Here is a 26,867-nt window from a genome sequence, read left to right as displayed (position 1 = left end):
ACTAGCTCTTTTACTTTGTTTTAGATAGAGATAATCGTTATGTTCTTGAATCATTCCTTTCTTAAAAAAGGTTTACTCGCATTTTTAATTCCGTTTGGTGCAGCAAATGCTGAAATCATCATTCATGGTACACGTGTGATTTATCCATCTGATGCACGTGAAATTACTTTACAAGTAAGTAATAACGGAAATAATCCTGCATTGGTTCAAGCATGGATTGATGAGGGAGATGCGAAATCGACTCCAGATCAATCAAAAGCGCCTTTTATGATTACACCGCCTATATCGCGTGTAGAAGCTAAAAAAGGGCAGTCTTTACGGATTACCAGTTTGCCTAATACAAATGAGTTAAGTAAAACTCAAGAAACACTTTTTTGGTTAAATATTCTTGATATTCCGCCAAAACCTTCTGCGAAAGATCAGAATGTTATACCAGACAACTTTTTACAACTTGCCATTCGATCACGTATTAAGTTTTTTTATCGCCCAACTGGAATTAAAGAAGATGTCGCTTTGGCACCTGAAAAATTACAGTGGAGCAATAACGGTACTCAGTTAACTGTAAAAAACCCAACACCATTTCATATTACCTTGACCTCTATTATGCAGGATCAATCAGGCAAACGCGTTGATTTGATTTCACAAGGCTTAATGTTGAAACCATTTTCTGATGGAACTGTGAATTTAAAAAATTCTAATGTCTCTAAGATGACCTTTACCACAATCAATGATTATGGTGGTCGTATAGAGCGAAATATTAAATTTTAATAGATTGCACAAGTCTTTAAGTTTCTTGAACACGAGAAATTTAAAGCACCTTCGCAGTGATGATTTAATCATTCCATTTATCTGATATTAAGCGAGTAAAAAACCCTATTCATTTGTTGATAGGCAGACTTCTTTATGCAAAAAAATGAACAAAGCTACAAGTGGATCAAGCGACATATTAGTTACTATGTGGCTTGTGGGGTTATTACACTCAGCATTCCTGCTTTAGTTAATGCATCTGAAACTGACTTAAAAGAGGCTGAAAAGTCTCCGGCTGCTGCAGAAGCAGAATTTGATTCGGCTTTTTTAATTGGCGATGCCAAAAAGATAGATGTAAACCGCTTTAAATATGGTAACCCTGTCTTACCAGGTGACTATAATGTTGATATTTATGTCAATGGTAACTGGTTTGGTAAACACCGGATGGTGTTTAAAGCAACTGAAAATAATCAAAATGCTTTTACCTGCTTTAATTCAAATCAATTATTAGAATATGGCGTAAAAGCAGAGGTATTAAAAAAAGGCGATAGCTTTGCTTTGACTGGTTGTCAGAAAATCGAGGAATGGGTTGAAGATTCTTTTTATGAATTTGATACTTCACGTTTACGTGTAGATATTTCAATTCCACAAGTTGCAATGCAAAAGAATGCCCAAGGCTATGTCGATCCAAGCGTATGGGATCGTGGGATCAATGCTGCATTTCTATCTTATAATGCTAGTGCATATAAAACATTTAATAAAATGCAAGGTGGGGAAGAAACCACAAACGCGTTTACTTCGGTTACAGCTGGTGCAAATTTGGCAGGTTGGCAATTACGCCATAATGGTCAATGGCAGTGGCAAGACCGCACCACGACAGAAAATAAATCTAAATCAAGCTATGACTCAATTAACACCTATGTTCAGCGTGCATTTCCTCAATACCGTGGCGTATTGACTTTAGGTGAAAGCTTTACCGATGGTGAAATTTTTGATTCATTTGGTTATCGCGGTTTGGATTTTTCCAGTGATGACCGTATGTTACCGAACAGTATGATTGGTTATGCACCACGTATTCGAGGTAATGCAAAAACCAATGCTAAGGTTGAAGTACGTCAGCAAGGTCAATTAATTTATCAAACGACTGTTGCACCCGGTAGTTTTGAAATTAATGATCTCTACCCAACAGGGTTTGGTGGTGAACTTGAAGTTTCTATTTTAGAAGCCAATGGCGAGATTCAACGCTATTCAATTCCTTATGCATCTGTTGTTCAAATGCTTCGCCCAGGAATGAGTCGTTATTCTGTATCAATGGGTCAATTCCGCGATAAAGATATTGATTTAGATCCATTTATTGTACAAGGGAAATATCAACGCGGTATCAATAACTCAATCACTGCTTATGGTGGTGTACAGTTTTCAGAAGACTATTCAGCAGTAACTTTGGGTAGTGCTTTTGCAACGCCAATTGGTGCAATCGCAGTCGATGTGACACATTCACAAGCAGATTTTGAACGTCGTAAGAGTGAAAGTGGGCAAAGCTTCCGTATCAGTTATAGTAAATTAATTACGCCAACAGATACCAATTTGACTTTGGCTGCATATCGTTATTCTACAGAAAATTTTTATAAGCTACGTGATGCGATATTGGTACAAGACCTAGATAATAAAGGCATTAGCTCAGCGCATGTAGGTAAACAACGTAGTGAATTTCAGATCACTCTGAATCAGGGCTTACCGCGTGATTGGGGGAATATTTATGCAACAGGTTCTTGGGTGGATTATTGGAATCGCCAAGAAACAACGCGTCAGTATCAAGTCGGATATAGCAATAGCTATCGTGGGTTAACTTATGGTTTATCAGCAATTAAACGTATTGTTGAAAACAATGCGACAAGTATAAGTAATAGTGATACTGAGTATATGCTGACCCTTTCATTGCCACTTTCATTTAAGAAAAACTCAGCGAACTTTAACTCGATTATGACGCAAGATAATGCGACTGTTGGGGTAAGTGGCATAGTGGGCGATCGTTTTAACTATGGTACATCTGTATCTACTCGTTATGGTGATAATCCTAGTGCCAATTTGAATGCCCAATATCGTACAAACTATGCGACCGTTGGTGGATCATACAGTGTTGCAGACCGTTACCAACAAGCAATGTTGACGGCACGTGGTAATATTGTTGCTCATCCTGAAGGTGTTTTGTTTGGACCAGATCAGGGACAAACCATGGTCTTGGTGTATGCGCCTGAAGCAGCTGGTGCAAAAGTAAATAATGCAACAGGTTTAAGTATCAATAAATCTGGTTATGCTGTGATTCCATATGTAACACCGTATCGTTTAAATGATATTACTCTTGATCCTCAAGGAATGTCGACAGATGTGGAGTTGGATGGTACAAGTCAGCGTATCGCACCCTATGCAGGTTCGATTTCACAAGTGAGTTTTGCAACTAAAATTGGTAAAGCAATTTATATCCGCAGTAAAAAAGAAAATGGTGATACCTTACCTTTTGCAGCAGAAGTATTTGATACAAAAGGTGAAAATATTGGGATGGTTGCACAAGGTAGTATGGTTTACTTAAGAACCAATACTACAGCAGACTCGGTTACAGTAAAATGGGGCGAAAATGCCAACGAGCAATGCCGCATTCAATATGACGTTTCTGCGCAAGCAGCAGACAAAAAGCAAAATATGATTATGGCGGAAGGTGTATGTCAATGAACGGTAAAGTTTTAAATCGTATTCTCTTGCTCATTGCTGGGACTGTGAGTTCAGGGACGTATGCTGCATGTATACCAGATCGTGGTTTCTCTACTGTTGATGTGAGCATGGCAGTAGGACGTGTTGTGGTGAGACCAAGTGACCCTGTAGGAAAGGTTTTACGCAAAGCCTCTTTTCCAATTAGACCCAATGGTTCGACGTATAGTTGTGGTAGTTATGGGACACTTGGTGCTGTTTTAACTCAAAACTATTCACTTAGCCCGATCGGTAATTCGGTTTATAACACCAATATTGATGGGATTGGAATTCGCTTATACCGGGAAGCACCAACAGCTCCTGGTTTTGCCGATTATTATCCTTATACACGAAGTGCGAGTGGTAGACGTGTTTTGGCTGAAGGTTTTTTTATTGTTGAAATTGTTAAAACGGCGACATCAACAGGATCTGGCGCACTGGTTCCAGGCACATATAGTAGTTATCGTTCTGGTGAACGCCCAAGCCCGCCTTGGTTAACCAGTACGGTATATGGGAATGCGATTACTATTGCGTCTTCTTCATGTGAAATATTGGGAAATATTAATAAAACCGTGACACTGCCAACCGTAAATAAGGTTGATTTTAAAGGTGTTGGTTCAACGCAAGGTGAGCAAGCCTTTGATCTCAACATTTTGTGTAATGGTGGTAAAAACCCTAGTGGTTATGAAGAAAGCAATAAAATCAGCCTAAGCTTTGATTATGATGCGGTGAGTAGTAGCACTCAAAATGTACTTGCGAATACAAATACCGCAGGAAGCAGTGCATCAGGTGTTGGCGTACAATTGCTTTCACAATATAAAAATTCGAATAAAGTGATTGCTAAAAATGACAAGCTAGAATTAGGCACGTTAAAGTCAAATGATAATATTCAATATAATGTGCCAATGACTGCGCGTTACTATCAGACTGCAACCAAAGTGATGCCCGGAAAAGTACGAGCTATGGCAACCGTCACAATTGAATATGATTAATTGATGTAAATCATATTTTTTAAAATTATTTTTTTATTTATTGATTGGAAAATCTTGTATTAATAATAAGGTTATGTAATTAATTAACTACACCATTTCTTTAGAGGGGAATGAGATGGAGTTAAATAAAAAACTATCCTTTTTATTAATAACATTTACAACGATATCGAGTTTAAGTTTAGCCACTTACGCAGAGGAGATTCATTTTCAAGGGCAAATTGTAGAATTTACATGTGAAAAGGATTCTAATAATTCTAATTGCAAAGTGATTGATAATACGATTGATGTACTGAGAAAAACCAGCATAATAGATAGCTTTAATTTCAATAGCTTAGTTGATAAAAATGCCAATAGTATGGCGCATTTAAAAATTCAAGATTTGGAGAGTGATCAGCATAAAATATTGGTGGTAGATTATTATTAAGCCAATTAATATGTGAAATAAATAACATAAATTAAAAAATATGTTGTGTGATAAGTTAAAATATAATCTGATTATTTAGGTTGGATTATATTTTAATTCGTATTAAAAATAACCAAATTTAAATGTTTGTATATTATTTTATCGGTTGAACGGTTTTTCTTAATATATCCATAAATGTTTTTAAGATAATATTATAGTTTTTCCCTTTATGTGTAATCAGACATATCGGTGTACTATAATGCATTCTCTCCTGTAAAATGGGTTGCATCAAACCATCTTGGACCCATTTTTTCGCATAATGATCGGGTAAAAACCCCATAAATTTTCCTGAAAGAATCAGAAAAGCAATACCTTCTCGATCACTGGCTGTCGCTGAACAGTTCAAGCGTTGATGTAACTTCATTGCATCGGGGGTAATCGCGTAATTGGGAAGAACTGTATTGCATCGTTTTAAGTCATCTAAACTTATTTCACCTAAATGCTGAAAGAGTAGGTGGTTTTGTCCACAATAGAGTGAAGACTCTTCGTTATATAAATGAAAATAATCTAGACCTGACAATGGACTCACCAACGGAATCGCACCAGCATGTAAGCGATTGTCCAAAACACGGCACTCAATATCTGACACTGTGCTCATACTAATATTAATAACCACCTCTGTATTTTCTTCCGCAAGCTGTGCCAATGTATTGGTGATATATGCACTAGGCATCGTGACTAAGTTATTAATAATACCAATATTAAATTCACCTTTGAGCTGATTATGCATTTGATTGATTTTGGCACGAAAGTCCTCAATCGAAGCGGTCAGTACTTCAATATATTGTAAAACTTCTCGACCTTCATCGGTGATGGAGAAGCCTGCTCGACCACGTTGACAGAGTCGAATCCCTAAGCGATTTTCCAGATCACTCATATGCAGACTAATGGCAGAACGACTGATCCCAAGGATACTTTCGGCAGCAGTGAAGCTGTGACAATCACACACCGTTTTAAATATTTTGAGTAACTTTATATCAAAATCAGTAACTTGGTTTAATTTTTTAGGTTTCATTTAGTTTTGCTTTTTTATATCTAAACTCAAGATATTTTGAATTTATCAAAACTATTTCGCTTTGTACACTCAAGAGATAATCACAAAACAAGAAGAGTACTTATGTTCGATATCGATACATCAAATGACCGCGATGACGCATTGGAAGCCAGTCAGTCAAATGAGCAGATGAATTTAAATTATCAAGCCCATTGGATGCCATTTTCTGCAAACCGTAATTTTCATAAAGATCCGCGCATGATCGTGGGTGCAAAAGGATCGTATTTAATTGACAGTACTGGGCGTGAGATTTATGACTCATTGTCAGGGCTATGGACGTGCGGTGCAGGGCATACACTGCCTGAAATCCAGAAAGCTGTGAGTAAGCAATTGGCAAAATTGGATTACTCACCTGCATTCCAATTTGGACATCCTTTATCTTTTCAATTGGCTGAAAAAATTGTTCAGCTGATGCCGGAAAAATTGCAGCACGTATTTTTTACCGACTCAGGTTCAGAATCTGCGGACACCGCCATCAAGATCGCACGTGCCTATTGGCGTATTCAAGGAAAACCAAGCAAAACCAAATTGATTGGTCGGGCACGTGGCTATCACGGTGTAAACGTGGCGGGGACCAGTCTAGGTGGAATAGGCGGCAATCGTAAAATGTTTGGTCAATTGATGGATGTTGATCATTTGCCTCACACTTTGCAAGCGCACTTAAGTTTTACCCAAGGCTGTGCAGAGACGGGTGGGGTTGAGCTGGCTGATGAAATGCTCAAGCTGATTGAATTACATGATGCTTCTAATATTGCAGCAGTAATAGTAGAGCCTGTTTCAGGTTCAGCAGGGTGTATCGTGCCACCTGTTGGTTATTTACAACGCTTGAGAGAAATTTGTGACCAACACGATATTTTACTGATTTTTGATGAGGTGATTACAGGCTTTGGGCGCATCGGCAAATGGACTGCGGCAGAATATTTTGAAGTTATCCCAGATCTTTTGACTTTTGCTAAACAGATTACCAATGGTGCAATTCCATTAGGTGGTGTGGTCGCAAGCCATGAAATTTACAATGCATTTATGCAGCAAGATCTACCCGAACATGCGATTGAATTCACCCATGGCTATACCTATTCAGCCCATCCTGTTGCTTGTGCCGCTGCTCTAGCAACGCTGAATGTTCTTGAACAAGAAAATTTAATTTCTCAATCTGCTGACTTAGCGCCAAGGTTTGAAAAGCTTGTCCATGAGTTAAAAGGTTCACCTCATATTGTCGATATTCGGAACTGTGGATTGATTGGTGCATTGCAATTGGCACCGCGTGATGGCGATGCCACGATTCGAGCTTTTGAAATTGGAATGAAACTGTGGAAAGCCGGTTTCTATGTCCGTTTTGGCGGGGATACCATCCAGTTTGGCCCGATGTTTAACAGCACGGAAGTGCAATTAACGAGTTTGATGAATGCAGTAGGTGAAGCAATTTATCAGGTGAAATAAGTAAGATGAGCGCTTAAGCAAAAATGACACTAAATCACGTGGTATAGAAGGGAATGAGAATAGATAAGGAAATGTAATGAACAATTTAGAAAATTTTAATGGTGATAAGTTGATTGATGTTAATGCAATACAATCCTTCAAGCGGGTTGGATATTTTATTCACGACAGTCTGGTTGTTAAGTCGGCAAGAAAACACCCTCTATATCAACCAGCCACAGTAGAGATCCGTAAACAATTTGCGCTTGCTAATACCGTGTTGGTGAATCAGGTGCTTCAAATTGCACAACTGAAGTTTGGTTATCATGAAGATCAACAAAATGACTTTGGACCGCTCATTTCGCAAGTACATAACGATAAAGTTCAAGCTTTTATCCAAAGTGCTGAACATCAAGGTGCTAAAATCGTTGTCGATGGTTGTGATACCAAACCTATAGGTTATAAGACTGGATTTTTTGTTGACTCAACGCTAATTGATCAGGTTTCATCAGACATGACCAGTTATCAGCAAGAAATTTTTGACCCTGTTCTACAAGTGATTCGCATAGAAACCATGCAACAGGCGATGCAACTGATTAATGATCATGAGTATGGAGATGGCATCTGTATATATACCCGTGATGGGTATGCTTTTGGGCCAAATGGAGTGCATTTTTATACGCGTCGTAAAACCATTACCCCGTGTTGGCCTTCTTCACACGTTTGTGAAGCTAAGCTGTTTTCAATGCCCACCTTAAATTAATTTTTTGTGTATAGAGGGAAGGTCATTAATTTTCTCTATTTTTAATAAGGATTTAACAATGTAGATCACGATTTTAAAAGTATTTTTAAGGAATAAAATATGAATGGTGTTAAAACAACAAAATTAGGTGAAGGACTTTCCAATCGACATATCACGATGATTAGTATCGGTGGCGTTATTGGTGCTGGTTTATTTGTGGGCTCTTCAGCTGCAATTGCCAAAGCAGGTCCTGCTGCTGTACTGGCTTATATTATTACCAGTATTATCGTTTTTCTGGTGATGCGTATGCTTGGTGAAATGGCTGTTGCGCAACCAGATACAGGTTCATTTTCTACTTATGCCCGTAAAGCAATTGGCCCATGGGCAGGCTTTACCGTGGGATGGTTGTATTGGTGGTTTTGGGTTTTGGTGATCCCTATCGAAGCAATTGCAGGTGCTGAAATTTTACATGCATGGTTTCCTCAAGTTTCCAGTGCTATTTATGCCTTTGCTTTTATTATTTTACTCAGTTTAGCCAATTTCTTTAGTACCAAAAGTTTTGGTGAGTTTGAGTTTTGGTTTGCGTTAATTAAAGTTGTTGCAATACTGCTTTTTATTTTTATTGGTGCATCGGCAGTATTTGGGCTTTGGCCTTTAGCGCACGATGTTAGTGGTATTGGCCATTTATTTTCAAATGGCGGTTTTATGCCGCATGGAATGGGTGGTGTTCTATCAGCTATTTTAATTTCAGCATTTTCTTTTTTCGGTGTTGAAATCCTTTCCATTGCAGCAGCAGAGTCTAAAAATCCACAAGATAAAATTAAACGTGCTACCAATTTGGTGCTTTACCGAATTATCTTATTCTTTGTTGTTTCAATTTTCCTTGCGGTTGCTTTAGTTGATTGGCGTTCCCCAGATTTACAAAAATTGGGGACATTTCAATATGTCTTGGTCAGTCTCAATGTTCCTCAAACTAAATTGATTATGGACATGGTGGTCTTTATTGCAGTTGCAAGTTGTATGAATGCAGCTGTATATACCTCTTCACGTATGCTGTTTGCATTGGGTACACGTCAAGAAGCGCCAAAAGTTGTGACTAAAATTAATGATGCAGGTGTGCCGACAGTTGCAGTGTTTGCTTCAACTTTTGTTGGTCTGATTTGTTGCGCCGTGAATTATATGTTCCCTGGGCAAGTTTTTGGATTTTTACTGTCAACAACGGGTTCAATTGCGCTGGTGGTTTATTTAGTGATTGCAGTGTCTCAGTTACGCTCAAGACGTAAACTAGAAAAAATAGGGAAGCAAATTACCTTTAAAATGTGGTTATTTCCTTGGCTGACATGGTTTGTGATTGTCGTGATTATGAGTGTATTGGCATATATGTTTTTATCGCCTCAATATAGTTATGAGACCACCTTATCTTTAGGAGTAACCTCAGTTGTAGTAATTTGTGGAATTCTTGTGACTCGTAAGAATAAAACTACAAAGCTCATAGTAATGCATTTGGATTAAAGGATCATTTACGCTTATAGAAAAATAATCAAACTTTGTACTTTGAGGGTAAAACAGCGGTACAAGGTTTGTATTATGTATGAACGCTGTAGTTTTTTTCTTCATGCCTTGTAGTAACAATAACAACTTATGCTGGATTCTCTCGGTGTTTTACAAAGCATGGGCTTATTTTATTCTCTTGCATAAACATTCTGCTCATTGAAACGAGTTTCAAACTTTTCATTAATATCCAGTTTTTTATTGATATTTTGCTTTCTCCACATCGAAGGAGAAACACCATACCATGCTTTAAAAGCACGATTAAAGGAAGTTTGGTCTTTATAAGCAAGTAAATAAGCAACTTTTGTTATGGATAAATTTTGGTTTTGCAGATATTTTTTTGCCAAATTTTGCCGAATATTACATAAGATTTCTTTAAATGATAAACCTCTATTTTTTAAATATTTTTGTAGTGCTCTTGCCGATAGATTTAATGACTTTGCGATAGAGTGAATTTGAACATTATTATTCTCAAGTGCTTGCAACATACTCAGATTAACTAACTCTAAGAATGAATCTTCCTGAGGCATTTTACTAAGTAATATATCGGCATGGTCAAATAAAATTTCTAAAAGAATAGGATCATAGTATTTTAATTTAGTTTCCAGTAGTGAGCTGAGTATCACAATCCGAGTTTGACTTGCATCAAATTGAATTGGGCAGTTAAACAATTGTTGGTATTTTTTTATATCATTTGGCTTAGGGATCGCAAGTTCTAAACGATGAAAAATATTTTCACCTGAATCAATGAGTTGTTTTAAATGATGAAAGAGCACAGAAACCTGTATTTCTTCAACAACTATCGTTTCTTGAGTATATAAACCTACTTGTAAATAAGCGGGTTTATCCCATGAGATTGAAAAGTAGTTTTCATCAAGCAGAACTTTTTTAGGGATATAATTGAACCATAGCTTTTCGTATCGACTCAGTATTTTGATGTAGTCTGCTAAAGTATTACTTGACTGCGCCATATACGCTACGATACCCATATGTTTTGGCTGGACTAAAGCACCAATGTCTAATCCCACGCCAGCTTGAGGATATTGTGTGTTGATTTCTTTTATCCGCCTGAGCCATTCTCCAAATGGAATATGATCATTTAAATGGTAGTCAGTAGGGTTTGAAAAATCTAACCCTTTTTTTTTACAAAAATCATCTAATAGAAATGCCATACCCTTATTCACACTTTTTATTTTAAAAAAAGTTTTCATGGATTCTCCCCATATCATTAGATATTTCTATGTATTTATTTTTTATTTAAAGTAATCAAACAATTGTCGTTATATGCGATGTATTCATTTTCTTTAAAGCTGCGAGGAGATTTGAATGGTTAAAATAGATAAAAGTTCTCAGCTATTTTGGTGTCATTCAAATGAGAATGATGAATTCTTAACGCTTTGCCTTAAAGAGTCTGAATAATCAATTGTGTTAACCGTCAATAATGAATCGTTTTATTTTCTTAATCGTATTGAATAGAAAATTGAGCATTTGCATTTGCAATGCCTGCTAAGGCTTGTGCTTTGGTCACAATATAATTTGCATAAAATATCGCTGAAACATTGCCATTGATGTCTGTACTAAAGGCTTCGCTTTTCTTGCCTAAAGCTAATCTTTTTTTATCTTGATCTCGAATTTCTATGGCAATATTTTCAGCTTTATTGGCTAAGGCATCGAGCGCTAAAAGTTCAGAATTTTCAGTATTTCGGGGCCCATCAAAAGTGATCGTCACAGAACCATTTGGCGGACAGTTACTCATCTCAAAATGAATCGGGGTTGGCTTTGATTGACTACCTATACTAGGTAAGTCTTTGCTCGCAACGCTTCCAAGCTGAATATATTTATCTTGTTCAGAACTTAACACGCCACATGTTGCTGTAGTTACGATCCCTGAAAGTTCAATATTCACACGACCCAGCTCTACATTGGTATTTTGAGCATGAGAGAGCTGATGAATATTTAAACAACATATCATTGTGGCAGCAGCCATATATCTTGCTTTATTTTTCATTGGTTTCTCCTAATCAAAATCCACTCTGAGATATCCTCTAGACTTAAACGGACCAATTTCTGGTTTATTTCCAGTGATACTGACAGGCCAAGCTTTGATGGTCACATTTGCTGGCTGTTGATTGAGATTAAACGGAATCACACTGTTGATATTGTTGGGCAATAACACATTGTCGTTTTGATCTGACATCTTAAAGCCAATATCTGGATTATCTGAGATCATCATATCTCCAGTGGCTTTTTCAGCTTCAAGCCGAAGTGTCAGCATTGCTTGGGCATCAATATTGGTACATTGAATTGCTAAGGTATGACTCTGTTTATTGACATTGTTGGGTTTATTGCCAGGACCAGCCTGACTAAAGGCATAGGCTGGAATTTCCCCAAACTTAATTTCTAAAAAATCACCTGTGCCAATTTTGCAGCTTTGTGGAACCGAAATAGAGCCACTGTAACTAATCTTATAAACAGGGATACTTAATGGATCTGCTGAACCCGTTGTGACATATACGGTAAACATGGTTTTTTTAGGGATAGGCACAAAGTCAATAAAGGGTTTAATCACTTTGAGGCGAAAGGTAAAGTTTGAATCCCAAATACCAAAGGGTTGGCCTTTACTTACATTGGGATCTGTACCCATCTGTACATAATTTGCAGGGGGGTAAAAATCTCCCGCAAAGCTATCGGTAATTTTCATAGCACCGACTAAATAGTCGTTGATCGGTAAGTATTTATATCGATCAATCGTTTCTACGACAGAGAGGTCGGAAACATAACTACGCATGGTTCTATTTCGACTAATATTGGAATTATGAGCAGGGCAGGTTCCATAAACTTGCGAAGAAAAATTCTTTTTAAGCTCTACAATTTTACCTACAGCGTTATTAGAGCTGCTGAAACTATTGGATAGATCATAAAAAACTTCATCCACAACACCATTTCCTTTACTGTTCCAACAGACAACTGCAAAAGATGGAGCTGAAGCAAGTAGCAACATACTGGAAATTAAAAGCTTAAATTTCATATGATCTCTCCTTATTGACATTCAAGATCAAATTGAATAACGGGTTTGCTAAGGTCCATGTCTGAAATATCGTAGTTTGCCAAACATTTTCCTTCAGCAGATTCGCCCCAATTCACTTCCAAGGTGCCTTTGAGCGGAAGTCCAGTTAGATAAACCCGGCCATCGTCTGCAACGATGCTGGTGGCTGAACTTCCTTTTTCAATCACACTGCTTGCATACGGGATAAACTTGCCGTTATGGGATAACGTGATAAGTGCTCTTACACCTAAACTGGTGTTAAACGTTGCTCTGGCAATCGCCCCTTTAATTGGGACGACATTTTCAACGTTATTGCTGATTTCGAGATTATTACTGAACGTATTTGAATTCAGCGCAACACGATTGGCACGATATTCAGTTGCATAAGGAACAATGGCATATCCACGCCAATCGGTTTTAACGCCTGTATAGTTTTCGATATTTACACCTTTGGCACCGGGTGCTTTAACCAAGATTGAGGTGCTCCCTAAAGGCTGACCAAAGGTAATACCATCACGGTGCGCTAAAATGCCACCAGATGCATTATAGGTAAACTGATTTGAGTTCTTTTCGTAGCTATAACCTGCACCTACTGTGCCGTAACTACCATTGTAATTTAGGCTGACTGAACCAATATCACCGTGCTTACTGACTTGTCCCTGATTGATGCTATAACTTAAATTTCGATCTTTCAGTAAGGTGCCACTTAAACCTGCCATATAGGACTCATTACCATTTGAATTTTGTGTGGTCGAAAAAGTGCTGTATGCATTTTGGATTGGATGATTACGGAAATTGGCTTTCGGCCATAACTTATCCAATGGGAAGGACAGATTCATGGCATACATGGTGTCACTCTGATTAATCTCAGAATATTTGTTACGGCTGACTGAGAATGAGTAATTCAGTGCTTTCCATGAGTTTGCATAACCCGCTTGAACCCATTCATTTTTTTTGTTGGTATCCCAATAGGTTTGCTGATTGCCTGAGACAAATAAAGAACCATAATTTCCAAGTGAATGTGAGATGTTGACTTCAAAGCGACCTTTTTTAGAATTATATAAATTGTAGTAATCCGTAATGATTGGTGTATTGGCTTGATTTCCATCTTGAGTTTCGGAAACGTGATAACCACTCATACGATTATAAGCAACATCATTTAAGGTATAGAAACCCTTGGTCGAATAACGATAGCCTAATAATTGGAAGGTTGTCCCAGAGCTTAATAATGATTTTGAATATAAAAAACGCAAAGACTGTCCACTGCTTGAGGATTGATCTGCCAACTCACTGTCCGCATGGGTAAGGTCAAAAGACAAAGCCCCATAATCTCCAAGGTTGGCTCCTAGACCCACCAGAGCACTCTTATATTTATCTGACAATTGCGTCCCAGCATAAACGGAAATACCATTTTTTAAACCGTGAATTGCAGTTGCCTGTAACAATGAAGGATTATCTTGAGAATCCAATCCACTGCGGTACTCACCCACTACTAGACTATATTTTGTGCGTCCTTCACGTTGTAAAACAGGAAGGCTTGAATAGGGCACTTGAAAGCTTTGAATCGAACCGTCATTTTCTTCAATGGTAACCAAAAGATCACCACTGATTGAGGTTGGATTTAAATCTTGGATAAGGAATGGTCCGGGTGCGACATTTACCTGATGAATCACAAAACCATTTTGTTTAATCACTACTTTTGCATTGGTTTTTGCAACCCCACGAACAGTAGGTGCATAGCCTTGCTGACTGTCAGGATACATTGCCTCAGAAGTTGACAAATGTGCGCCACGGAAACCAAAGCTATCAAATATTTCGCTACTTGTTGAACCGTCACCAAGCACCAGCTGGCTTTTTAAAGGAATAATTGTTTTTTGTACATAGGTGTTTAAATTATTCCATTGATTTGTGGTTTTACCATTGTGCGAATTAGCGTTAAAACTACCTGAATGTCGGAACTGCCATGAGCCAATATTGAGTCCATTATCCAGACGTAAAAAGAAACTGTTGGTATCTGTTTTAGAGTTGTCATAGCCCGAAATATTATAGTTGGTATAAAAGCCGTTGATCCCTTCATCCCATTGATCGGGTGGAATATAGCCGCGAATTTGGTTGCGTAAAGAAGCTTGCGGTAAACTGATCAATAATTTTTGTTTATCAAATTGAAAGTGGCTATTTGCACCTTCAATAATTGAAATAAAATCTACACATTGTGGGTTTGAGGTAGACAATTGCTCGTATTGGGCAATATTGACCCCAAATCCCTGCAATGTTTTGCTGTCTAAACACGGAAATAACCCAGTTGTATCTTGAATGCCTGATTTTTCAATAAAATTGATGTCGCGAGTAAACGCGTATTGATCATTGACATACACATCAACCCGGTACACGCCTGGCAATTGATGGGTCGATTTCTCAAATCTGCTTAAATCAGAGATTTGTGAATTGGATAAGTTATCTGTTAAAAATGCAGGGTTAAAAACCTGTTCTGCATGACTGGTTCTTGGGACTACGATTGAAATCAGCATAGTCATTGCGATACCCACTGGATATCGCTTGATATGTCTCCTTACGCATACAACATTGTATGGCATTGAAAATAGACTATTCATAATTATTACTTCAGTTCTAAATCAACTTTAGCTGTTAAACCACCGTAATCATTGACCGTTTGATAACTCAGTTTATTACCTGAAGTCGCTGAAATTTTTGTTTGGGCAAAAGGACTCGCCATCACATTTGGCACTTTTTGGTTATCAACAAAAACGTTCACAAAAGAAACATGATATGGAGATGGATTGTTAACCATGATTCCTTCTGCTGATTTTGAAAACTTAAGCGTTTCTAATGTGGCTTCAGGTTTAGTTTTTAGATTTATCGGTCTTACAAACAGTTTGATTCGAGATAAAACAGCAAGTTGTAAAATATTCTTGTCAGTCAAAGTCGATTTATCAATCGAAGGAATTGCCTTAACATTGACCCAAAATACCGACTCTCTATCTTGTGGTAAGTTAGTGGCAACATTGACAATTCTTAATGTATTTTCGCTATTTGCTTCTGCGACAAATAAGGGAGGAGTAATAAGAAAATCTTTTGATTTTTCATCTAGATTATTTTCAATCCACGAGTTAATTAAAAAGCGTTCTTTATTGTTGCTGTTGACAATAGCCAATGAAACTTGCTTGGCATCGGTTGGGTAAATAACACGAGTTGCTCCAAGTGATATACCCCCAATAATATTGTTATTGCCCCAGCTGGTGGATGCTAAGCAGGCTAAGGTTATACTAAGAACACCATTTTTAAATAAGTTCAGTTTCATATAAGTCCTTAGAATTCATTTATGGATAAAAAACAGAAATTAAAATATTCGATGCTTGAGCGGATGACTTTTCTGAAGTTTGGTTGAGGAGAATACCAATCCTATTTTTAGCGAAACTGTCATAACGTTCAGGTCGATCAATTTGTCGAATAAATTTCTGATCCAGACCGGTCTGTTCAAGACTTTGAATGTTTAATTCTTGATTAATATCAAAATCATTTCTTGCTTTTGGGTCTGTATAAAACATCTCATGTGTTGGCTTATTTTGTTCAGATAGACCAATGGCGAGATTGTCGTAGATGCTTACAGGGCATAATGAAAAATTGATTTGAATTGGAGAATTGGGAGTTTTAATAGATACAGCAGCATTATTCTCAATTAAGATTGAACAGCTTTGATTTATCAAAACTCCCTGAAAATGAGCTCTTCCACCAAATACATAACTTTCTGCGTAAATATGAGTACTTACTAATATTCCAGCAATCAGGGTTATATACTTTTTCATGGTAAATAAGCTCATGTAATCAAATATTTAATAATTATCTTAGGCAGATAAATTATTCATATTTCACTACAAAAGTTGCATCAGCATTTGCTTGACCAGGTGTAGATGCACCTGTAGCTACATAGCGTGCGCTGAATTGAAGTGTGTTATCACCTGTGATCAATGTTTTAGGTGTAGAAAAACTTGCACCCGTAACACCTAAGATTTTTGAAGTGTCATCGGCAATCTCAATCCCTACATTTGTTGCAGCAGTAGAGTTTGTACCACCAGCAGCAACTGAAAGTAAGTTTGCATTAGACGTTACAGACTGACCATAAAATGCAACAGCTGCAGTTGCTTGAACTGTTGGATCACAGTCAACAAGTTTGATTTGGAACGGTACTGGAGTTGTTTTATCGCCAGCAACAGCTAAACGTGCAGTACGGTATTGACCTAAATCAACAGTTTGATTTGAAGATTCTGTACTTACAGCACATGCTGCATTTACGATTTCACCAGTAAAATGTACTGTACCACCGTTAACAGTTACAGGATCAGCAGCAAAAGCTGAAACAGAAAGTGTTAAAGCAGATAAAGTTGCAGTACTTAATAGAGCTAATTTCATAGTAAAACCCATTCATTTTAGAAGGTTGATTTTTAATATTTATTTAAAATCATTTTTTATGATTTCAATAAATTACACTTAGTCGCACTGTTTAATAAAATAGTAATGTACTTAAATAAATGCAGGGTTATAGTGACGCACATCACAATAAATAACTTTGTATTTTGTGCATAATTAATTTGTATTTGACGACCTTATCTCTTTTTATGAAAAGTATATGAATTAATGTGATTATTTTAGAGGGCTTTTATTAGATGTGTTGGGTAGAACGTCGTTGCTTAATATTGATAAAACTTGCTATGTTTTTTTTGATAAAAATGATCATTGAATGGATGGATATAATATTTTATTAGAATTAAACTTTATTTAATATCAAATGTTTATTTTTGAATTTGGATATTGGAAGCACTCATGATGGACTGATCTTATTGAATATTTGCTTTAGCGTGCTAATGGCTTAGAGTTGGGATAATGCGATAGGAAAGATGCTTGAAGCAGTTATTAATAGCAGAGGAGTTCAGCTTTTTAAGGGTATGATTAAGTATTCGCTAAGAGGTAAAGCGCTTAAATGCGATCTATTTCATGAAATTCACCAGTAATCATAAAAAGTATTTACTACATACAATGAAGGTTTACTGATTAAGTTTAAGCATGAAAAAATAAACCGCTTTGAGCATTCTGGCTGGGAGCTAATAGATAGGTCATTATTGGATGATCAATGTAAATAGAAGACTATAACTAGATCACAGTAACCTTCTCGGAGGACAGACTTGACCCATAAAGGGCAGTTGCATAACAACAGCAATCAAAACTAGACGATTTATATAACGGTTTATTGTGGATAGCGTTTTATTTTTTAATCTGAGAAGGCATTCCAATTTGCGTAGCCAAAGGCGAAAAAATAACTTTAATTGGAGAGTTCGCCTGGCTATGCTGTACATCTGGCCCTATATAATTCTTGCCTTGAGATGTTGCAAAACTACGATGCCACACACTAAGTTCAGTGTCTGACAACCACTCTATGTGTAAAGCATTATCCTTTGCGCCAAAGTCGATGGTTCTTACATCAAATTGCGCCAATGCATAAATAAATGATCGACATTTTTCAGTTTCACCTTTTTTTAGAACTGAAACCTGAACTTGTGTTGCACCACCAAACATGACATCGTTGGCTCGGCACTGTAGGACTTCTACATGAAAACGTCCATCGGGAGAGGGCAGATCTCTGATCAGCTTATTTACACTGTTGGATTGGCATGCAGTGAGTACAATTGGCACTATGAGTAAAGTAAATGTCCTAGTCAGTTTCATTTTATTCCTTTGTATATCAATACATCACGATTTTTCTTTTATGTCTTCATTCAAATCGATCAGTTTGCTCCTGCTTTTAGAAAATCAGTTGAATTATTTTTCACAACTTAATTTGATCATCTTATCGCATGAAATATTTACTGGCGATTTAATGTCGTATGCAGTGTTAGAGTTTATCTGAATTTTTTTAGTTTTAAAAATATGTTTTTGTATTGATTTTTCACATGATTTAATTATTGTGTTTAGCCGTTCTGTATTTAATCTTACTGGTAATGCTTATAGAAAATTTAATGAATAAAAAAGGGCTTGCAGAAAAAAGTTGTAGAAGTTTTAATCTAAGTTTGAACGTTAGATAAAATATTAACATTCCATCAATCGGAAAATTGATCATATATTGTTTGTTTTTCTAAGTGAAAATCATTCAATTTATTGATGGTTATTGGCCATGAGGGCTTTTATTATGTTTAAAACATTCACGATCGCAGAGCAACACTATTTAAAACAATTCATGGGGATTGCAAACACGCTTGTGTTGGCGTTTGTTGTTTTGATATGGTCAGGCCATGTGGCCGCAGAGGGCAATTGTCCTCCTGGTTATTATCCAATTGGTGGGCAAGGCTTGCAAGGGTGTGCACCGATTCCAAGTGGCGGTAGTAATGGTGGTGGCGGTGGTGGCACATATAAATGGGAACCCTCACTTTGGGAAAAACGTTGGGGCGCGATTGCTGAAGATAAGGCAGCACCTTCTCGACCTACAGGTTATGCCCAAGCGACAAGAACCGAACGTGGGGCAAAAAAAGTAGCCTTGGAAAATTGCCAAAAAAAGGGAGGTAAAAATTGTGAGGTCATCTTTACCTATAACAATAAATGTGTTGCCTTGGCTGATCCGACTCAAGGTGGTCAAGAGTCTGTGATTAGAATTGATCGTACGCCCGCAGGCGCCAAAGCATTAGCTGCTTATGAATGTCAAAGTAAAAACAAGCAAGAGTGTAAAGTGGTTTACTCAGCATGTAGTACTTATTACGAACCGGGCGCCAGTATATTTTATTGGTGGTAATACATAGCGGTTCTGCTTTAAGTAACATCTCCTATTGTGATAAACCCGAGATAAGTATTTGAAGTAAAATATATTTAAATAAAAGATCGGATCTTTTTAAAGGATAAAAATGATGAAAGCGGTTAATTTTTTACTGGGCAGTATTTTAGCTTTGCCCTTGTTTGCACATGCAGATGCCTTGAAACTGCAAAAAAGCACACAGGAATTTGATCAATATCGTGGTCAAATTACAGTAAATGGAGAATATTCATATTATTTTGATGATGAAGTGGCAGGTGATGTTATCTGTTTTCATCCCAGTGCGCCTTCAGATCAGTTGATACCGCGTAAGCCGGATGATCGCCGTTCACGCTGGTTTTGTTTCAATGATACTCAACAGGCAGCTCAGGCATTGAAACTCAACAAAAGACCCAAGGAAGGCTATATTGGCTATACAGGACATGCAACTGTAACGGTTGGAGAATATGCGGTTTATAAGGGCGAAAGTGATGGTACTGATCTGGCAAAATTGGTATCAGTCGAAAAAGCAGATACCCCAAAACTAGTTAAAAGCTCTGGTTATTAAAGCGTATTGTTATCGCGATGTTAAGTACATATTTAAAGGAAATAAATCATGAAAATCTTTAGTTTTTTATTGGCAGGTATACTGGTCACGCCAATTGTTGCACAGGCAAAAACACCACAACAATGGGCTGAGTGTGCCGATAAGGTTGGGCGTACTATCGATGTGCAAGAAGTTGGTAATATCGGCTATGAGTCAGAAATCAAAAGCAAGTGTGGTACACGTCCTGTTCCAACAACGGGTATGGCGAAACCAGATGGTAAACACCCACATGACGTTATACAGGCAGCACCTTGGAAAGCTCGTTTTCAGCAATTAGTTGGCAAATCATATGCAAATCTCACTTCAGCTTTAGTGGTATCCAGTGCAATGCAGCGTCAGGGTGATTGGCTGGTAGGCAGTGGTTATGACCCACGTGGGGCGGGTTCGAGTAAGGCCGTCATTGCGATCAATACCAAAACAGGTAAAGTCATGGCGGCTTATTCAGATACTGAAGATGGTGTTAAATTCTTTGGCTTTGATGAAAATACTAAAGGTGTTCCAAGTAAATTTTCACAATGGGTTGCGGAAAGTGCGGCGGGTTAATTTGCAAAATGATCATGCAACTTGATCCTTAAGCTTAGTAATGTATAAATAACCGTAATTAATAACTATTCGAATATTAAATAATGATGCAGTGAGCTTAGCGCTATAAAATGGTGAACATTTTATGTCTAGTTTTCTGCATCTTTGTCAAAGCAACTTGCAGCTTGATACATTTTAAATTAGTCATTTTTTAAATTAAATCACCCGTGCATTGTGTCGAAATTTTTTTGATTTGTGCCGTATCGAGTTCTAAGTTATCCCATTTGCACATTTGTTGAATAATCCATTCAAAATCATCTGGTTTAGGTCGGTCCTGTGTCCCAAAAGAACGAATAATATTTTGTATTTTATGAAACGCATAGGTATGCACCAAATGTGAACAGTTGAAGCGGATAATCTCGCTGTCTTCTAACATGTGCCATATAGGTTGCAGTGATTGCAAGGTGCTTAAATCATGTTGTGCCTTTTGAATCGCCGTCTGCAATGCATTTAACGTATTCGGATGCTTGTTTGCCCAGTCATGGGTGGTGGCTAAAACTTTATCCGCCACTTCAGGAATAATCTGTTTACTCTCAGCAATTACATAACTATAACCTTCAATCTGCGATTGGATATTCCACGGTTCACCGACACAAAATCCTTCAATGAGTTGTGATGAAATCGCATCCACCATATAGGAAGGGGGCAGTGTGGATGGTTGGTATTTTTTTGCCAAGTCTAGATCTGCCAAAGCCAACCACTCTCTTAAACAATAATGGTGGATGGACTGTTTAAATACATGGGCCAGTTGTATTTTGTCGCCTTGTTTTAAGGCTTGAACTACTTTCACTGCTGACGCTTGCGCAGTATCTTGCGTGTGAATTTTTAACTCATAGCAGAGTTTTTGGCTCAAGCTGATAAATGCACGATTGGTGCTCAACACCAATGAGGTTTGTAAGGGAATACCCAGCTGATCATTGCCTGTCGCAGCAGCGGGAAGCATGGCAGAAAGACAATGTGCGGCATCTAAAATGCCAAAAGCTAAACGATCACGTAAACTGGCCCAAGAAGGCTCTTTCACCAACCTAACCTTCAGACCTTGCTCAGTAAAATAACCTTGATGTTGTGCCCAAAGTATTGCAGTGCAATCCAGCAAAGGAATATAGCCTAATTCAATGTCCGTGGTTTCAAGTGTGTTCATTGTTTATTCCTTGAAATTTGCTTGGAGCAAGGCTTGAGCATCGATTAACTTTCTTGCCATTTCCCCCATGGTGATACGGTGACTCATGGCGTTTTTTCGTAACAAACTGAAAGCTTGTTCTTCTTCAATTTGATGCATCTGCATCAGCATCACTTTGGCTTTTTCAATATCTTTACGGTCAGCAAGTTTGCATTTGGTTTCATTGAGATCTTTTAAGAGCTTTTTATGTTTTTTAAATTGCTCAATCGAAATTTCTAAAATACTTTCCAGTTTTTCAGGATCAATCCCATCAACAATATAGGCGGTTACACCCGCTTCAATAGCACTTTTGATGGTGTCTTTTTGCGAGTTTTTAGTGAAAAGCACAGTGGGTAAATCAAACTGACTTACACAGCTTTCAATAATATCTCGATGTGGATGGTCCATATCCAGCAAAATCACATCAGCATATAAGTGATGAAGATCGGTACTATTTAAATGGTCAATCATCAGACATGCGACCACCTCGAAATCATGTTCGATCAAAGAGGATTTGATAAAAGATGCCCGCTCTATATCATCATCGATCAGGGCAATTCTTAATTTTGGCATGTCGCTACTCAAGTATGTCCTGACATGAACTTTCAGCATATAAGCAATTTAGATGCCAATATTTCGCATGAATAGTGCTGTTTTAAAGCATAGTCACAGAATGTTAAAGAAAATTGATGCACTTTATTGACGCAATTTGCCTTCTAAACATGCAGTTTTATGATTTACATTTTATCCGTGCGGATAAAAAGCATGAACGTGTATCACAGGATAAAGGTACAACTATTCAATCATAAGTACTGAGTATTCAAGCAAAATAAAAAATTAGATATTTAGAAATATTAAACTGGCATGAACTATGCATAGTTTAAATCAAGTCAATGAAGACTTTCAAAATTTGTAAGACGGCCAACGACGTCCGTTCTGATCGTTACTGATATGCCTCGTGCATAACAGCAACTTATATGCGTTCAGTTCAGGAGATCGAAGCTATGTCTTCAAATTTAGATGCGAAAAAAGCAACAAAGATTCATCTTTTCAATTTTAGCAGTGCAGCAATGCGGGCCTTCCATATGAGTTGGCTTGCTTTTTTTGTCTGTTTCTTTGCATGGTTTGCCTGTGCGCCGTTAATGCCTGTTATTGCAGGTGAATTCCATCTCACCAAAGATCAAATCGCCAATATTAATATTGCTGCTGTTGCAATCACGATTGTAGTGCGTCTGATTGTTGGTCCTTTATGCGATAAATATGGCCCACGTAAAACCTATACCGCATTATTGATTATCGGCAGTATCCCTGTATTTGGGGTGGCATCAGCCAATAGTTATGAGTCTTTTCTATTCTTCCGACTCTTGATTGGCGCAATTGGTGCCAGCTTTGTTATCACCCAATATCACACCAGTATTATGTTTGCACCAAATGTCGTAGGCACTGCAAATGCAACCACAGCAGGTTGGGGTAATGCAGGTGGAGGCGCAACTCAAGCCTTGATGCCTTTGATGCTCGCAGCATTGGTGATGTTCGGTGTTGAACAAACCATGGGCTGGAGAATTGCACTAATTGTACCTGGTGTGATGATGTTAATTGTCGGTGCAATGTATTGGAAGTTTACTCAAGACTGTCCACAAGGTGATTTTAAAGAGCTTCGTGCACAAGGTCTGCATGTGGGGAGTGATAAAAAAGGCGGTATGGCAATTTTGATGCATGCTGCAAAAAACTACCGCGTTTGGATTCTATTTGGTGCTTATGCAGCGTGTTTTGGTATTGAAATTTTCATTCATAACATTGTCGCAATGTACTACGTGGATCATTTTAAATTTGGTTTAAAAGAAGCAGGGATGGCAGCAGGGATTTTCGGTTTACTTGCACTGTTTGCCCGTGCGCTTGGTGGTATCGTTTCTGACAAGGTGGCGACTAAAAAAGGTCTCGATGGTCGCACGAAAGTGTTGTTTGCCATGATCCTGTTAGAAGGCGTATTCCTGATTGTCTTTTCACAAATGAATACCGCGATTCTGGCGATTCTGGTCATGACCGTATTTGCTTTATTTACCCATATGGCCTGCGGTGCGACCTATGCACTGGTTCCATTTATTGATCGTGATGCTTTGGGTGGTGTGGCGGGCATTATCGGGGCAGGCGGTAATGTCGGTGCTGTTGCTGCGGGTTTCTTATTAAAAGGCATGTTGGATATTCAAACGACGCTGATGGTTTTAGGTGGTTTGGTAGTGATTGCTGCAAGTTGTGTATTGATGATCCGTTTCTCGGTTGAACATAAAGAGAAAGAGCAAAAGTTATTTGAAGCTGCTGTACTGGAGCGAAATAGCATGGAACAAAATGCTGTAAGTCTTAAACAAAACAGTGCGACTTAATTGAATAACAAGAGCAAAAACAATCGAGGAGAATCGATATGAAATTAGTGATGATTGGTCATGGAATGGTTGGGCATAAATTTATTGAATCTGTGCTAGAACATGCAGGTGATGAGGTTGAAATCACGATTTTGGCAGAAGAACCCCGTTTGGCCTATGATCGGGTACATTTGACTGAATATTTCACAGGTAAATCTGTCAAAGATTTAACTCTTTGTCGTGCGGACTTTGCAGATGCTTATGGAATTGACCTGCGTTTAAATACCAAAGCCACTCATCTTGATACCATCCATAAATGCATCACCACCGATCATGGCGATGTGATCAACTATGACAAATTGGTGCTTGCGACGGGTTCCTATGCTTTTGTTCCACCAATTTCGGGGCATGATCGTAAAAACTGTTTTGTTTACCGTACCATTGATGATTTAGATGCAATACGGGCAGCAAGTCTATCTGCAAAATCTGGTGTGGTGATTGGGGGTGGTTTACTCGGTTTAGAAGCCGCGAAAGCACTTCGTGATTTAGACTTAGAAACCCATGTCGTTGAATTTGCACCTCGTTTAATGGCAGTACAAATTGATGATTTGGGCGGGAAAGTTTTACGGTCCAAAATTGAAAATTTAGGGGTAAAGGTTCACACGCAAAAGGCCACTTCATCGATAGAAGATGGCGTGAATAGCACCCATGTGATGAAGTTTGCGGATGGTTCAGAACTTGAAACAGATATTATTCTATTTTCTGCAGGGATTCGCCCGCGTGATGAGTTGGCTCGCCAATGTGGTTTAGCGTTAGGTGAACGTGGCGGTATCGCGATTAATGATTACTGCCAAACCTCCGATGCAGATATTTATGCGATTGGTGAATGTGCATTATGGAACAATAAAATCTATGGTTTAGTTGCACCCGGTTATGACATGGCAAGGATTGCAGCAAAACATGTGATGCAACAAAGTTGCCCCACATTTGCTGGCGCAGACATGAGCACCAAGTTAAAACTGATGGGTGTCGATGTGGCATCGGTAGGCGATGCGCATGCCATGACTGCAAATGCATTGAGCTATTTCTATGCTGATGAGGATGCAATGGTCTATAAAAAGATCGTGGTCAATGCAGAGAAAACCCAATTACTTGGTGCGGTACTGGTTGGTTGTGCCAAAGAATATAACGACTTATTGCAAATGATGTTGAATGGCTTAGCGATACCAGAAAATCCAGAAAGTTTAATCATGCCAGGCTATGCACAATCTACGGCAAAAGCGGGAAGTAGTGGTGTAGATTTATTGCCAGACAGTGCCACGATTTGTTCATGTAATAACGTGTCTAAAGCAGATATTTGTAGTGCCATTGCCGAGGGTTCGACCTCATTAGGTGCGTTAAAAAAATGTACCAAAGCCGCAACCGCATGTGGTGGATGTGCACCCTTAGTGACCCAAGTTTTAAAATCTGAATTACAACGCCAAGGGGTAACGGTCAATAATCATCTTTGTGAACACTTTGCTTACTCACGCCAAGAGTTGTATCACTTGGTACGGGTCAATGAAATTAAAACTTTTGATGATTTGATTCAACAACATGGGCATGGTTTAGGTTGTGATATTTGCAAACCGACAGTAGCCAATATCTTGGCATCTTGTTGGAATGACTTTGTTCTCACTGCAAATCATGCTGGGTTGCAAGATAGTAACGACTACTACCTAGGCAATATTCAAAAAGATGGTTCTTATTCTGTTGTACCGCGTATGGCAGGTGGTGAAGTGACACCAGATGGTTTGATTGCAGTTGGGCAGATTGCCAAAGAATATGGTTTATATACCAAGCTAACCGGTGGGCAACGGGTAGACTTATTTGGAGCACAAGTCCATCAATTGCCAGAAATTTGGGAAAAGCTGATCAATGCTGGTTTTGAGTCTGGTCATGCCTATGGCAAGTCATTACGTACCGTTAAATCTTGTGTTGGGAGCACATGGTGTCGTTATGGTGTCGATGACTCGGTCGGTTTAGCCATCTTCCTTGAAAATCGCTACAAAGGTTTGCGTTCCCCACATAAATTAAAAATGGCAGTTTCGGGCTGTACACGAGAGTGTGCCGAAGCACAAAGCAAAGATGTTGGGGTGATTGCCACTGAGAAAGGCTGGAACTTATATGTTTGTGGCAATGGGGGAATGAAACCTCGCCATGCAGAACTTTTAGCTTCTGACCTAGATACGCAAACTTTAATTCAATATATCGACCGCTTCTTTATGTTCTATATCCAAACAGCGGATCGTTTACAACGGACTTCGGTATGGCGTGACAATATGGAAGGTGGTTTGGATTATCTAAAAGATGTTGTTGTGCATGATTCTTTAGGAGTTGCTGCTGAACTAGAACGCCGAATGAGCCATGTGGTGGGTACTTATCAAGACGAATGGCGAACTGCGGTGGAAGATCCTGAAGTCCGTAAACGTTTTGTGACCTTTATTAATGCCAAAGCTGAGCAACAGCAAGATCCACATATTCAGTTTGTTCAAGTACGTGGGCAAATTCGCCCAAAAACTGACTCAGAACGTGATCAGAGCCGTATTCCTGTAGTTGAAGCATAAGCAT

The 26,867-nt window shown here is 38.3% G+C and carries 22 protein-coding genes and 1 pseudogene; 12 read left to right on the top strand and 11 right to left on the bottom strand.

Annotated features, from left to right (window positions below):
- Positions 1-39 precede the first annotated feature (39 nt).
- The 4 genes from ACG9ZL_RS17340 to ACG9ZL_RS17325 all read left to right on the top strand — a co-directional run bounded on the left by ACG9ZL_RS17340 (position 40) and on the right by ACG9ZL_RS17325 (position 4,908).
- Positions 40-768, top strand: coding sequence for a fimbrial biogenesis chaperone (locus ACG9ZL_RS17340; RefSeq protein WP_336952650.1), 729 nt, complete (start codon positions 40-42; stop codon positions 766-768).
- Positions 769-903: 135 nt separating this feature from the next.
- Positions 904-3,477: a fimbria/pilus outer membrane usher protein gene (locus ACG9ZL_RS17335; RefSeq protein WP_336952649.1), complete on the top strand. Its 2,574-nt coding sequence runs from the start codon at positions 904-906 to the stop codon at positions 3,475-3,477.
- Complete coding sequence (locus ACG9ZL_RS17330; RefSeq protein ID WP_336952648.1) at positions 3,474-4,484, top strand: fimbrial protein; 1,011 nt, start codon at positions 3,474-3,476, stop codon at positions 4,482-4,484. The genes ACG9ZL_RS17335 and ACG9ZL_RS17330 overlap by 4 nt, the downstream gene beginning before the upstream one ends.
- Positions 4,485-4,599: 115 nt before the next feature.
- Positions 4,600-4,908, top strand: a complete 309-nt coding sequence (locus tag ACG9ZL_RS17325) for a hypothetical protein (protein ID WP_336952647.1) — start codon at positions 4,600-4,602, stop codon at positions 4,906-4,908.
- A 133-nt stretch (positions 4,909-5,041) separates the two neighbouring features.
- On the opposite strand, the gene ACG9ZL_RS17320 is transcribed toward ACG9ZL_RS17325, so the two are convergent.
- On the bottom strand, positions 5,042-5,962 hold the full coding sequence (locus tag ACG9ZL_RS17320) for a LysR family transcriptional regulator (protein ID WP_419360920.1): 921 nt from the start codon (positions 5,960-5,962) through the stop codon (positions 5,042-5,044).
- Between the two features lie 102 nt (positions 5,963-6,064).
- Between ACG9ZL_RS17320 and aptA the strand changes: the two genes are divergently transcribed.
- The 3 genes and pseudogenes from aptA to ACG9ZL_RS17305 all read left to right on the top strand — a co-directional run bounded on the left by aptA (position 6,065) and on the right by ACG9ZL_RS17305 (position 9,671).
- The gene (gene aptA / locus ACG9ZL_RS17315) at positions 6,065-7,441 is read left to right on the top strand and encodes an omega-aminotransferase AptA (RefSeq protein ID WP_419360918.1); all 1,377 of its coding nucleotides are present in this window, start codon (positions 6,065-6,067) and stop codon (positions 7,439-7,441) included.
- A gap of 241 nt (positions 7,442-7,682) precedes the next feature.
- Positions 7,683-8,180 (top strand): annotated as a pseudogene (locus tag ACG9ZL_RS17310) (aldehyde dehydrogenase family protein); the annotation flags it as partial.
- Between the two features lie 99 nt (positions 8,181-8,279).
- Entirely contained in the window at positions 8,280-9,671 is a 1,392-nt protein-coding gene (locus ACG9ZL_RS17305) for an amino acid permease (RefSeq protein WP_419360916.1), read from the top strand.
- Between the two features lie 170 nt (positions 9,672-9,841).
- On the opposite strand, the gene ACG9ZL_RS17300 is transcribed toward ACG9ZL_RS17305, so the two are convergent.
- The 8 genes from ACG9ZL_RS17300 to ACG9ZL_RS17265 all read right to left on the bottom strand — a co-directional run bounded on the left by ACG9ZL_RS17300 (position 9,842) and on the right by ACG9ZL_RS17265 (position 18,495).
- Entirely contained in the window at positions 9,842-10,921 is a 1,080-nt protein-coding gene (locus ACG9ZL_RS17300) for a helix-turn-helix domain-containing protein (protein ID WP_336952643.1), read from the bottom strand.
- Between the two features lie 248 nt (positions 10,922-11,169).
- A complete protein-coding gene (locus ACG9ZL_RS17295; RefSeq protein WP_336952642.1) occupies positions 11,170-11,718 on the bottom strand; it encodes a fimbrial protein in 549 nt (182 codons plus the stop codon).
- A 9-nt stretch (positions 11,719-11,727) separates the two neighbouring features.
- A complete protein-coding gene (locus ACG9ZL_RS17290) occupies positions 11,728-12,738 on the bottom strand; it encodes a fimbrial protein (protein ID WP_336952641.1) in 1,011 nt (336 codons plus the stop codon).
- An 11-nt stretch (positions 12,739-12,749) separates the two neighbouring features.
- Positions 12,750-15,368, bottom strand: coding sequence for an outer membrane usher protein FimD (gene fimD, locus ACG9ZL_RS17285; protein ID WP_419360914.1), 2,619 nt, complete (start codon positions 15,366-15,368; stop codon positions 12,750-12,752).
- A gap of 5 nt (positions 15,369-15,373) precedes the next feature.
- Complete coding sequence (locus ACG9ZL_RS17280; RefSeq protein WP_419360912.1) at positions 15,374-16,075, bottom strand: fimbria/pilus periplasmic chaperone; 702 nt, start codon at positions 16,073-16,075, stop codon at positions 15,374-15,376.
- A 19-nt stretch (positions 16,076-16,094) separates the two neighbouring features.
- Positions 16,095-16,580, bottom strand: a complete 486-nt coding sequence (locus ACG9ZL_RS17275; RefSeq protein ID WP_336952638.1) for a fimbrial protein — start codon at positions 16,578-16,580, stop codon at positions 16,095-16,097.
- A 52-nt stretch (positions 16,581-16,632) separates the two neighbouring features.
- Entirely contained in the window at positions 16,633-17,184 is a 552-nt protein-coding gene (gene fimA, locus ACG9ZL_RS17270) for a type 1 fimbrial major subunit FimA (protein WP_016539504.1), read from the bottom strand.
- A gap of 849 nt (positions 17,185-18,033) precedes the next feature.
- Positions 18,034-18,495: a hypothetical protein gene (locus tag ACG9ZL_RS17265; protein WP_419360911.1), complete on the bottom strand. Its 462-nt coding sequence runs from the start codon at positions 18,493-18,495 to the stop codon at positions 18,034-18,036.
- A 460-nt stretch (positions 18,496-18,955) separates the two neighbouring features.
- Between ACG9ZL_RS17265 and ACG9ZL_RS17260 the strand changes: the two genes are divergently transcribed.
- The 3 genes from ACG9ZL_RS17260 to ACG9ZL_RS17250 all read left to right on the top strand — a co-directional run bounded on the left by ACG9ZL_RS17260 (position 18,956) and on the right by ACG9ZL_RS17250 (position 20,699).
- Positions 18,956-19,552, top strand: coding sequence for a DUF4189 domain-containing protein (locus ACG9ZL_RS17260; protein ID WP_419360910.1), 597 nt, complete (start codon positions 18,956-18,958; stop codon positions 19,550-19,552).
- 109 nt (positions 19,553-19,661) lie between these two features.
- Positions 19,662-20,117, top strand: a complete 456-nt coding sequence (locus ACG9ZL_RS17255; protein WP_419328435.1) for a hypothetical protein — start codon at positions 19,662-19,664, stop codon at positions 20,115-20,117.
- A 48-nt stretch (positions 20,118-20,165) separates the two neighbouring features.
- Positions 20,166-20,699, top strand: a complete 534-nt coding sequence (locus ACG9ZL_RS17250) for an Ivy family c-type lysozyme inhibitor (RefSeq protein WP_336952631.1) — start codon at positions 20,166-20,168, stop codon at positions 20,697-20,699.
- Positions 20,700-20,889: 190 nt separating this feature from the next.
- Here ACG9ZL_RS17250 and ACG9ZL_RS17245 read toward each other — a convergent pair whose 3' ends face one another.
- Together ACG9ZL_RS17245 and ACG9ZL_RS17240 are read right to left on the bottom strand one after the other, a co-directional pair.
- Positions 20,890-21,879, bottom strand: a complete 990-nt coding sequence (locus ACG9ZL_RS17245; protein ID WP_419360908.1) for an ABC transporter substrate-binding protein — start codon at positions 21,877-21,879, stop codon at positions 20,890-20,892.
- Positions 21,880-21,882: 3 nt separating this feature from the next.
- The gene (locus ACG9ZL_RS17240; protein WP_419328451.1) at positions 21,883-22,470 is read right to left on the bottom strand and encodes an ANTAR domain-containing response regulator; all 588 of its coding nucleotides are present in this window, start codon (positions 22,468-22,470) and stop codon (positions 21,883-21,885) included.
- A 431-nt stretch (positions 22,471-22,901) separates the two neighbouring features.
- On the opposite strand from ACG9ZL_RS17240, the gene ACG9ZL_RS17235 reads away from it, so the two are divergent.
- Together ACG9ZL_RS17235 and nirB are read left to right on the top strand one after the other, a co-directional pair.
- The gene (locus tag ACG9ZL_RS17235) at positions 22,902-24,278 is read left to right on the top strand and encodes an MFS transporter (protein ID WP_336952625.1); all 1,377 of its coding nucleotides are present in this window, start codon (positions 22,902-22,904) and stop codon (positions 24,276-24,278) included.
- A gap of 38 nt (positions 24,279-24,316) precedes the next feature.
- Positions 24,317-26,863 (top strand): nitrite reductase large subunit NirB, encoded by a 2,547-nt coding sequence (gene nirB, locus ACG9ZL_RS17230; RefSeq protein WP_419360907.1) that lies wholly within the window; start codon positions 24,317-24,319, stop codon positions 26,861-26,863.
- Positions 26,864-26,867 lie beyond the last annotated feature (4 nt).

Origin of the sequence: Acinetobacter legionensis (genome assembly GCF_048551735.1) — a bacterium.
In the GTDB taxonomy this organism is placed as follows: domain Bacteria; phylum Pseudomonadota; class Gammaproteobacteria; order Pseudomonadales; family Moraxellaceae; genus Acinetobacter.
The sequence above is the reverse complement of the archived record's forward strand: the minus strand, read 5'-3'. Positions and strand labels throughout refer to the sequence as shown.